A 9,851-nucleotide genomic window follows, 5' to 3' on the forward strand; every position below is an offset into this window, starting at 1 on the left:
AGGTAGCTGCTGCGCAGGCAGCTCAGAAGACTGCTGAAACTGCACAGGCAACAGCAGAGAAGGCTGTAGCCGATGCTAAGACTGCTCAGACCAAGGCAGAGGAAGAAGCCGCAGCTGCAAAGACTGCACAGGCTACAGCAGAAACCGCTCAGGCAACAGCTGAAAAGGCTGCAGCAGACGCTAAGACAGCACAGACCAAGGCAGAGGAAGAAGCCGCAGCTGCAAAGGCAGCTCAGGCTGACGCAGAGAAGGCACAGGCAGCTGCTGAGGAAGCTCAGAAGGAAGCTGTCGAAGCACAGTCCGCAGCTGAGGCACTGGCTAAACAGGCTGAAGCTGAAAAGGAAGCTGCTGAGAAGAAGGCTGCTGAGGAAAAGGCTGCCGCAGATAAGGCTGCTGCTGATAAAGTTATCGAGAAGATAAACGAAATTGGCAAGGTAAACAATAGCAATGCTTCTGAAAACAAGATAATTGCAGCAAGATCAGCTTATGATACGCTCACTGACGATCAGAAAGCTCTTGTTACAAACTATGATGTTCTCACAAAGGCTGAGACTGATTATGACGCTCTCCCACAGACAGGTATGTCAGGATTCCATAAGGTATTTGCAGGACTTGCTGCACTTATGGGTATCACAGGTATTGGTCTTATAAAGAAGAGCAGAAAAGAAGACGATGATGAATAATTAATGCCGGTTTCATCCATGAGTTTCATAGAGAGGGCGTCGCTTTCGGGCGACGCTCTCGCATTTTATCCATATTGAAATTACTGAGAATTCGTGGTATAATAAAGTTAAACTGAATAAGTAGGGAGTAATATGGAAAAGAAACGAAAAAGGAATAAGCCAATGTTCATTATCGGTATCATCATGATCGTATTAGGCGTTGGAGTGTTGTCATTCTATGGATACCGCAAAATAAGTAGAGAGTTGTATCTCCGAAAGCTGTTGAAGGAAAACATCAACTTTGAGATACCAAGTCTGGATATTAAGGTTCCTGTGCTTGAAGGTACAGGGACAAAGCAACTTCAAGTATCGGCAGGACATTTTGAGGGAACAGGTGCACTCGGCAAGGGAAATTACTGTATCTGTGGTCACAACAGCACGATCTATGCGGAGATTTTCAATGACCTTGATCAGATACAGATAGGTGATGAAATGCATCTCGTAGACATCGATGAAAAGCGTACTCGCTACATATATATCGTCACTGAATACCGAACAGTTGAACCAAGTGAAACGTGGGTACTGAAAGATTTTGGCGATGACCGATTGACCGTAATATCATGTACTGATGACGGAAAACAGCGACAGGTAGTTGTTGGAATGCTAAATGAATGATATACCAAAAACGCGGCACCATTATTTTGGTGCCGCTGCTTTGATAATATTGGAGGATAATTCGAATTATAGCACATTTTCTAAAACATCGACAGCTGCTGCTTGCTGCTCTTGAATTATGTGAATGTACGTATCATAGGTAATTCCGACCTCAGAGTGTCCGAGAAGTTCACTGACGGTCTTAACATCAACACCTTTTGCGAACAATCGGCTTGCAAAAGTGTGTCTCAGGGTATGTACCCCTGTGCCTTTAATACCGCACTTCTTCAGTATACCTCTGAACATTCTGTCAATGTTGCGAGGATATATACGTTTTCCTGTGCTTGTTGCAAATACATACTTGGTAGAACCGTTAATGCCTTTCAAGCTCATGAGTGCTCTGATAGCAGCGGCAGTAAGCGGTACGATACGACTGCCTTTTTTCGTTTTTGTGGAACACTGCTTTATGTATTTATACGATTTATCAGTGCTTTTTCTGTCCTTGACAAATACCATATTCTGACGGACGGTAACTGTCTTTTTCTTAAAATTGATATTTGTCCATTCCAGAGTCAGAGCTTCACCGATACGCAAGCCTGTGTCTGCAAGAAAAATGACGATTTCGCCCATTCTGTATATCCGCTTGCCGTTATTATAGCATTTGACCGCTTCTGCTTCAATACGTTGCAGCTCGTCCTCTGAGAAGCATTTAACATCGCTTTTTTCACGTTCCATGTTTTTGGGTATAATTTACACTCTCAGCAACGTTAAAGGGCAAATCTCGACGTTTTACAGCGTATTTAAGGCAGGAATTGATACACTCATAAGTTTTCTTTATGGTTGAGAAAGAATAGTCCTTTTTTAAGGCATTTATCATTTCCTGTACTTCATCGGCAGTTAAGTCGGTGATTGACCTTTGCCCTATGTATGGGATAATCTGATATTTGATTGTCTGTTCTTTTCTGTCAAAACTTGCAGGCTTTAATTCATTGGCTTTGACGTTATATAGCCAATTTTTGATATACTGCTCAACGGATATACTTTTATGAGTATTATCTGGATTAGCATATTCTACACATATCTGCAAATCTAACCTGATTGATTTTTTGTCCTCTGTAATGGACGTATTTATCACATTTTGCTTTTCGACGATGATCTTATTTACATTATCATCTGACAGCAGTGATAGTATTGTATTCATTATTTTGTTTCCTTTCCGTTTTTTTAACCATTTCCTCATTGTCAAAGAATGTCACAACATTGATGAACGCCCCCTTTAGACGTGATATATTTTATCACATACAAAAGGGGAGAACAATACTATCATAGGTCAAAAAAATATCTCTCCAACCGGAGAGATATTACTTTGATATGATTTTAAAATGTGCTATAATAGCACATTTTTATTCTTTAAACTATTTATTATTTTCTCGACTTGTTCCTTTTGTTCAGCCTTGAACCTGATAACACGCTGATTGTCCTTTACAGCCGTCTGGAAGTTCATGCCGCTGCTTTTAAGCGCATTGAACTCGTCCTCTGAGACTTTTTTTATTATGTATTCTTGTTTGGGCTTCTCTAAGCCAGTATCTATAAGATACTGTTCAAGAGCTGCTTCAAGCTTTTTGAAGTCGCAGCAACGGCTGACAAGCTTAGAATTATCATCGGGATACTTCGTAACCAAATTATAAAGTACATTTGCGTGGTTGGCAATACTTTCTCTATTTGAATTACACCAATAAAGCTGCGTTCTCATAAGGCTCTTATAATCACTTTCAGCCTTACTATCACTTGCAGAGGGATTGATGTTGACCATTTTTATCAGCCTATCATCGACAGGTATCATATCATTGAAGTTCAATGCACCTATCAGCTTACCTTTTTTATCGATGATCTTTAGAAAGTCACGCTGATTATTCATTTTCTGATGTTTAGGTTTTGGAGATGTCAGGGGAATACAATACTTCTTATCCTGACATACAATTACAACTCCTACAAATGGACGGTGAGCTTTATTCTGCTGAGGAGATACGGACATTACTTTGCTGTCTGCTTTTTCCAACGCTGCGACATAATTTACATCAAGCGTATATAAGCCTAATCTTTTCATGATAATTACCTCATAGATTATAAAAAAGGGCTGTGATAAACACAGCCCTTTGCATTTAAAGTTCCCACTTATACGGTAGGGCACACCTCTTTTAAAATTTCCACTTATACGGTAGGACATACCTCTTTATAAAAGTTCCACTTAACGGCAGGACACTCCGCTTTTGAGATAAGCTATGCTTATCTTCTACTATTATTATACTTCATAAATCCATTTATGTCAATAGGATTTAATGAAAATTGTGCTATTATAGCACAATTTATATTCTTATGCTCAGATTGACAATGGAACGGAATATACATTGTCAACCACTCTGGCATTATACATTATCTAAAAAGTTGACTAATCCAGTAGGGTATATCTTTACATGGACAAATTGGCTGTGCTGTTATGAGACTGAATGCGAGTACAAACGCTGAGAGCCTTTTGATAATATTTTTCATTTGTATTACTTCCTTTACAATAATATTTAAGGTTAATGCCCTTATGTAGTATATTATAAATTAGAAGTTGGCTTTTGTCAAGAATTTTGCACAAAACGATAAATTGTGCTATAATAGCACAATTTTAGTTAGACAGGTAATCCATGTTGAATTCAGCGCATAAGTCTTAGAACAATCGGGAAAATAACGATTATTACAATTATAAATGTCAGGAGAAAGGCAAATGCGACACCTAAAGTAACAATAACAACGCCTATAATAGCGCATAAGCATATATTAGACGTGAAAAGCAATGGCAGCCTTATTAATGCTCCCCATAGCCCTCCATACTTGATAACTGAAGCAATAAGAATTACGCTTGCTATCAAAGTTAGTATAATAGTAACTGGAAGAATCCAATGAACAAAAACGCCCAGATTTTCGGGAAACAAATAAGAAAAAGCTAAATGAATCAATACGTAAGAGCCAATTATCAAGGCAGGAGCGATAACTGCAAAAGAATGCTTGAATAAATACTTGAATCCATGCCTTGAATTATCGAAATAGTCGTATTTTTTTATACTACCAAGCGGCAGTCGGCTGAAAAACTCATACATTGAATTAGAAAAAGCAAGTTCAAACAGAAGTGCCAACAGACCGATACCAAGGAGATATCCACCCTGAAAGCGCTCATTAAAGGCATAGACTGTGTCAATAATGCCATTAAGGAACGAATTATGGGTAATATTAAGATGTGACGAGTTTTCGAGAATAATAGTCTTTATGATTTCATAAACACAAAAGGCAGAGAGCGCCATCGATAGCAAGCAAAAAATAACAGGTTTAATAGATCTTTTGATATTTGTCATATTTACCCTCCCTTAATTCCATTGCTTAAATTGTGCTATTATAGCACAATTTATATTTTCATTGACTTCGGCTTGCTGCTGAGTATCTGATTTACCGTATCTTTCAGCTCTGCCTGATACCTGACGGCAATTTTGCCGTTTTTGCGGCTTACGCTGAACTTCAAACCCGAATTTTTGTCTGCTGCCGCCTTTTGGAGTTTTGTCAGCTCATCTTCACTGACTATCCTTATATAGTCAGCTCCATAGTTCAGACCGTTCTTTCGGGCAATCGCAGAAATAATATCCTTATTAAATACATTTGCTTTGAAGTCTGGTAGCTCCGCAGCATTCCGCTGCTCCATGAGCTGCTGAGTTACATTGCCGATAGCAATGAATTGTTCAAGCTCTTTCTGTGACCATTTACCTGCGAATACTTCCTCCATTATCTTATCGGGAGTAGTTACAGGATTCTTGGACATATCATAAAGGCATACGCCCTCACGGCTGTATATAACGATATTGTCAAACTGTTTGCTGCCGTATATTTCCCTCAGATTACTCGGTATTTTAGCTACAATGTAATCATGCTTGTCCTTTGCAGTTGCCCTGGGCAACTTTCCTGCAGCAAGCTGTTTTTCATACCTTAAGATCGTACTTAGGTATGAAATCTGCGGTTTTACGGCAACTAAAGCCAGTGTGACGTTATATCCGTTATCTTTGAAGCCCTTACAAGTTGCTAAAGGCACTTCCGCTGTTCGCAGAGTCCCTTCTACCAATATATTATATTTCTCAGCTCTGAACCGTGATATAAGAGCTTCTGTGACCTTTCCAGAAAATTCATTTGTAAAGTCAACGCTGTCCTTACCGTATTTTTTCTGTAATTCAGCATAGTCAGGGTGAAGCGGACGAAATTCATCGCCGTTTATAACAATAAGATTGTGATCGCACTGAGCTTTAATAATATCTTGAAGCCCTGTTTTTCCTGCGCCAGACTGACCGCCTAAAATAAAAGCGCAAGGTACTTTATCTCGCTCTTTATCGGCGATAAGCTCTTTATATTGCTTGTTTATGACACGGTTCAGAACTTCTATAGTGAAATCACCGTCATTCATTATTATTTATTACCTCATTCGCATAATCACGGGCAAATTCAAATTTTGCCTGTATAAGCTTCAATTCGTCCATTGTGTATTCTTTGCCGATAAGGTTTTCTTTGATTTGGAATACCATGTGTGCAAGAATATTCAATGGGTGTTTATCGTCATCTTGAATATTCTTAGCAATCATATAGCGTGTTATCGTTCCATAAATCTCTGCTGCCACTTCGGACATAACTTCCTTTTCAAGTGTAATAAAGTAATCCATTTGCTGAACCTCCTTTATAGAAAGCTTTGCTTCCATACTATCTAAAAGCTTTAAAATTGTTGTAAGTTTAGGATCGGTAGTTCCTTTTTCAAGTCGTGCTATTACAGGCTGCGGAACACCACTCCTTGCACTGAGTTGCTGCTGTGTAATATGGCGGCTGTTTCTGAGCTGCACAAAGGATTGAATAAAAAGCTCTTTTTCGTCAAGTTCCATTATAATATCCTCCCGTTTATATATAATTATAACTTGCAGGTTATAATTTGTCAAGAGAGGTTTAATAAAAATCTCCCCTAAGATAGCCTTAAGGGAGAAAATGTGCTATTATAGCACGTTTTGCTATATTTGTACAAAAAGCTTGACATAATATAAAATATATTACATAATATGTTACATAAGGTTATATGATTAATCTTATATGCTATATTATACAACAAAAAAGTGTGATTTGTCAAGAAATTTAAAATCAAAAATATGATATTTATAGTATACAATTAGTAAATTTCAACTGGTGGCATAATATACATAGAACTTCGCTTTTTATTGTCGTAAATAACGATTATTGTTGATGAATCGTAAATTATTCTTATATGACTTGATGTTACTTTACACATAGTGTTAAAATTATTTATACTATTAATCATGTCCGTTCATATTGCGGAAGGAGGATTTCTATGATTATTAAAAAGGTTTTATCAACAGTAATTGCAGTGTTTATAAGTATCACCGCTGTTCCATTCAATGCTGTTTCAGCAGACAGTGAGAGTAGTCCGCTTGTGTGGGACGGTACGACAGATACTTCTTGGTATGATTCGGAGGATACAGAATTCCATATATCTACGGCAAAAGAATTTGCAGGACTGGCAGCTTTGGTTAATTCTGGAAATACCATGAAAGATAAAACTATTATTCTTGATAATGATATTTACATGAATGATATTTCTAATTTTGAAAGTTGGAGTGGTTCTTCTTCAAGTATAAAACTCTGGAAAAGTATTGGCACAGAAAAATCACCGTTTTCAGGAACATTTGATGGCAATAATTATTCTATAATAGGTATTTATAATTATGAAGGATTAGGAGATAACTTAATTCATTCTGATACAAATGTATATTATGGCATTTTTGGCAACTCTGATGGTGCAGAAATAAAGAATGTATTTTGTAAATATGAATATATTGGCAATGATGTAGCATACCTTGGCAATAATGACTTTGCTCATATTTACTGTGGCGCAATATGTGGATATAATAATAATGGAACAATCTCAAATTGTAAAGTAGATAATTCAACCTTAAAATGTAATTCGTCAAGTTATATTTCATTTAGTTCTACCTTTAAGCATATGCCTCAACTTGGTGGTATATGTGGAGTATCAAACAACAGTTCAATTATCAATTGCCATTTTTCAAGTGATATAATATATTATTTTAACTCATTCAGCAGTGACTATACTATGTCAACTAATCATGTTGGTGGAATAGTTGGTCAAATGATAAACTCTTCACTTGATAAAAGTGAGAATTATGGAAAAATATTTATTAATTCTGAAAAAACAGAAAAACGACCTAATGTATTTGTAGGTGGTCTTTGTGGAAGTCTTCAAGAGACATCTAAAATAACAAACTGTATTAATTCAAGTATAATAACAGTAGATACTTATCATTCTCAAGATTCTGCTTTAATCGGTGGAATTATAGGTTCATCGAAAAAGGTTACACTTAAAAATGTAATTAATATTGGAACTATTAATTATGTAGAAAACGCTTCTTCCAAAATTAATATTGGTGGTATAATATGTTCTTTGAATGCGTCAGATATAACTGAAGGTGATTGTATTTTTGAAAATACCTACTTTGTAAGTTCATTTGCTATTAACGCATTAGGTGGTACGCAAAATCAAGAGCTGCAAATAGGAATATCAAAGTCTTCAAAGAATATGCAGACGCCTGAGTTCGCAGAAAAACTTGGTTCTGAATTTGAATATGTAAAAGACAACTATCCTAAATTGAAATCTGCAAAAACTCTTATCCCTGCAACAACAACTACTACCGCAACAACTACAACCACCACAACAACAACGACTACAACTCAAAAGCCGACAACCACAACCACGACGACAAGCACTACAACTTCTACTACAACACCGAAGCCTACAACAACTACTACCACAACTACGATGATTCCACTATCGGTAAGTGAGAATAGTATAATACTTACAAACGGCGACCAATATACTATAAAAGTAAATAGAAGCGATGTGTCATATGAATCAAACAATAAATCCGTGGCTGTTGTTTCTGCAAAGGGTATAATCACTGCATTAGGAGAAGGAACGGCAACAATATCTGTTATCAGTTCTGATTATGATGTAGTTCAAATAAAAGTTACGGTCAAGCCAATTCAAACGACCACAACAACTACTACAACCACCACAACAACTACTACAACTACTACAACCACCACAACAACTACTACAACCACGACTACTACCAGAACGACCGCAACTACAACAACAAATACTACTACAACTACTACGCAGCCAATTAAATATAATCTTGGTGATGTAGATAATAACGGAATAGTTGATGCGGTTGATGCTTCAAAAGTACTTTCGGAATATGCACGTGTTTCTTCAAATAAGGAAAGCGCATTTAGTGAAGCACAGAGAAACGCAGCTGATTCAAATAAGGACGGTTTCATAGATGCTGTTGATGCCTCAAAAATACTTGCGTTTTATGCTTATAAATCGACTAATGGTACACTTGGATTTGAAGAGTATATCATTAATCCACCAACAACTACTACGAATGTAACGACTACTACAATTAAAACATCTACCACTACTTTAAGCACTACAATGTCTCCATCTATGACGCGAACATCCCAAAATAAGACTTTTATTGGAGCTCATTATTCATTAGAAATTCCAACTCAATGGAAGTTATCATATCCATTATCACATGATTATAGTGTCGATAGTGAAAGAACTATTACGAAATTTGATTTCTATGATAATGATGGAAGAAACATTCTTTATATAACAGATGGTTTATTTGACAAATCACTTAGTGATGATATATTAATATCTTCATATGTTGAAGCTTTAAAAGAATTAGATTATATATCATCAATTGAAAAATGTAAAGTTGGTAATTTGGAATATATATATTCTACTCACAGAGATAAAAACACCGTCTTTTATTATACGGCTATTAATGGTGGGATACTTGGTTTAACAATTCAAAATACAGATCTGCTTCCTAATCACAAAGAAGTAGTCGAACAAATAATGCAAACAGTTGTAGCCGATATTGAACAAATACAGATTCAAAACAGTAATTATTTTAACAGCTTATCGAGCGACGAGAAAAAAGCAATAATCAGATTGATATGCTTCTTAAATAAAGACTTCACATATTCAAATTCGGCTACAATAAAAAAGTGTTCTCTGCTAAGAAGGTTGTCTGATAATGATACAGGTTACTTATTTGAATTAGAATATAGTAATTATAATAATAAGAGAGTTACAGACACATTCCTTTATGCTCCTGCTACCAATGAAGGTGCAAAATTAGATAATACATCGTTTGATGAATACCAAAGCCTATTAACAGGTTACAATGTCAATGAATTAGATATAAGCAAATTAAATGCAGTTTTACAAGAATACTATTCAAGTTGATAAATAAAAAGGGCGACAAGTTGTATCATTTGGGGCAGGCTCTTTTTTTACTATCGAGTCAATCCCAAATTCTGTGTAAACGAGAAATAGTGCCATAAAAGAGTATATGA

At 36.4% G+C, this 9,851-nt stretch carries 9 protein-coding genes; 3 read left to right on the top strand and 6 right to left on the bottom strand.

Going from position 1 to position 9,851, the window contains the following annotated elements; all coding sequences use genetic code 11:
* Together Q0R37_RS13510 and Q0R37_RS13515 are read left to right on the top strand one after the other, a co-directional pair.
* Nucleotides 1-683 (top strand): LPXTG cell wall anchor domain-containing protein (locus Q0R37_RS13510; RefSeq protein ID WP_294755075.1); only part of this gene is annotated, 683 nt, incomplete at its 5' end.
* A 132-nt stretch (nucleotides 684-815) separates the two neighbouring features.
* The gene (locus Q0R37_RS13515) at nucleotides 816-1,337 is read left to right on the top strand and encodes a class D sortase (RefSeq protein WP_294755076.1); all 522 of its coding nucleotides are present in this window, start codon (nucleotides 816-818) and stop codon (nucleotides 1,335-1,337) included.
* Nucleotides 1,338-1,403: 66 nt separating this feature from the next.
* Here the strand turns inward: Q0R37_RS13515 and Q0R37_RS13520 are convergent, their stop codons facing one another.
* The 6 genes from Q0R37_RS13520 to Q0R37_RS13545 all read right to left on the bottom strand — a co-directional run bounded on the left by Q0R37_RS13520 (nucleotide 1,404) and on the right by Q0R37_RS13545 (nucleotide 6,271).
* Nucleotides 1,404-2,051, bottom strand: a complete 648-nt coding sequence (locus Q0R37_RS13520; protein WP_294755077.1) for a site-specific integrase — start codon at nucleotides 2,049-2,051, stop codon at nucleotides 1,404-1,406.
* A complete protein-coding gene (locus tag Q0R37_RS13525) occupies nucleotides 2,041-2,517 on the bottom strand; it encodes a hypothetical protein (protein WP_294755079.1) in 477 nt (158 codons plus the stop codon). Before Q0R37_RS13525 ends, Q0R37_RS13520 begins: the two co-directional genes overlap by 11 nt.
* 186 nt (nucleotides 2,518-2,703) lie before the next feature.
* On the bottom strand, nucleotides 2,704-3,423 hold the full coding sequence (locus Q0R37_RS13530) for a type III toxin-antitoxin system ToxN/AbiQ family toxin (protein WP_294755081.1): 720 nt from the start codon (nucleotides 3,421-3,423) through the stop codon (nucleotides 2,704-2,706).
* Between the two features lie 595 nt (nucleotides 3,424-4,018).
* Nucleotides 4,019-4,714 (bottom strand): hypothetical protein, encoded by a 696-nt coding sequence (locus Q0R37_RS13535; protein ID WP_294755082.1) that lies wholly within the window; start codon nucleotides 4,712-4,714, stop codon nucleotides 4,019-4,021.
* A 50-nt stretch (nucleotides 4,715-4,764) separates the two neighbouring features.
* Nucleotides 4,765-5,805 carry a zeta toxin family protein gene (locus Q0R37_RS13540; protein WP_294755083.1) on the bottom strand — a complete coding sequence of 347 codons (1,041 nt, stop codon included), beginning with the start codon at nucleotides 5,803-5,805 and terminating at the stop codon, nucleotides 4,765-4,767.
* The gene (locus tag Q0R37_RS13545; RefSeq protein ID WP_294755084.1) at nucleotides 5,798-6,271 is read right to left on the bottom strand and encodes a helix-turn-helix domain-containing protein; all 474 of its coding nucleotides are present in this window, start codon (nucleotides 6,269-6,271) and stop codon (nucleotides 5,798-5,800) included. Before Q0R37_RS13545 ends, Q0R37_RS13540 begins: the two co-directional genes overlap by 8 nt.
* 458 nt (nucleotides 6,272-6,729) lie before the next feature.
* Here Q0R37_RS13545 and Q0R37_RS13550 point away from each other — a divergent pair, with 458 nt between their 5' ends.
* Nucleotides 6,730-9,741, top strand: a complete 3,012-nt coding sequence (locus Q0R37_RS13550) for a dockerin type I domain-containing protein (protein WP_294755085.1) — start codon at nucleotides 6,730-6,732, stop codon at nucleotides 9,739-9,741.
* Nucleotides 9,742-9,851: the final 110 nt, after the last annotated feature.

The sequence above is a fragment of the uncultured Ruminococcus sp. genome (genome assembly GCF_946415235.1).
Lineage (GTDB): Bacteria > Bacillota > Clostridia > Oscillospirales > Ruminococcaceae > Ruminococcus.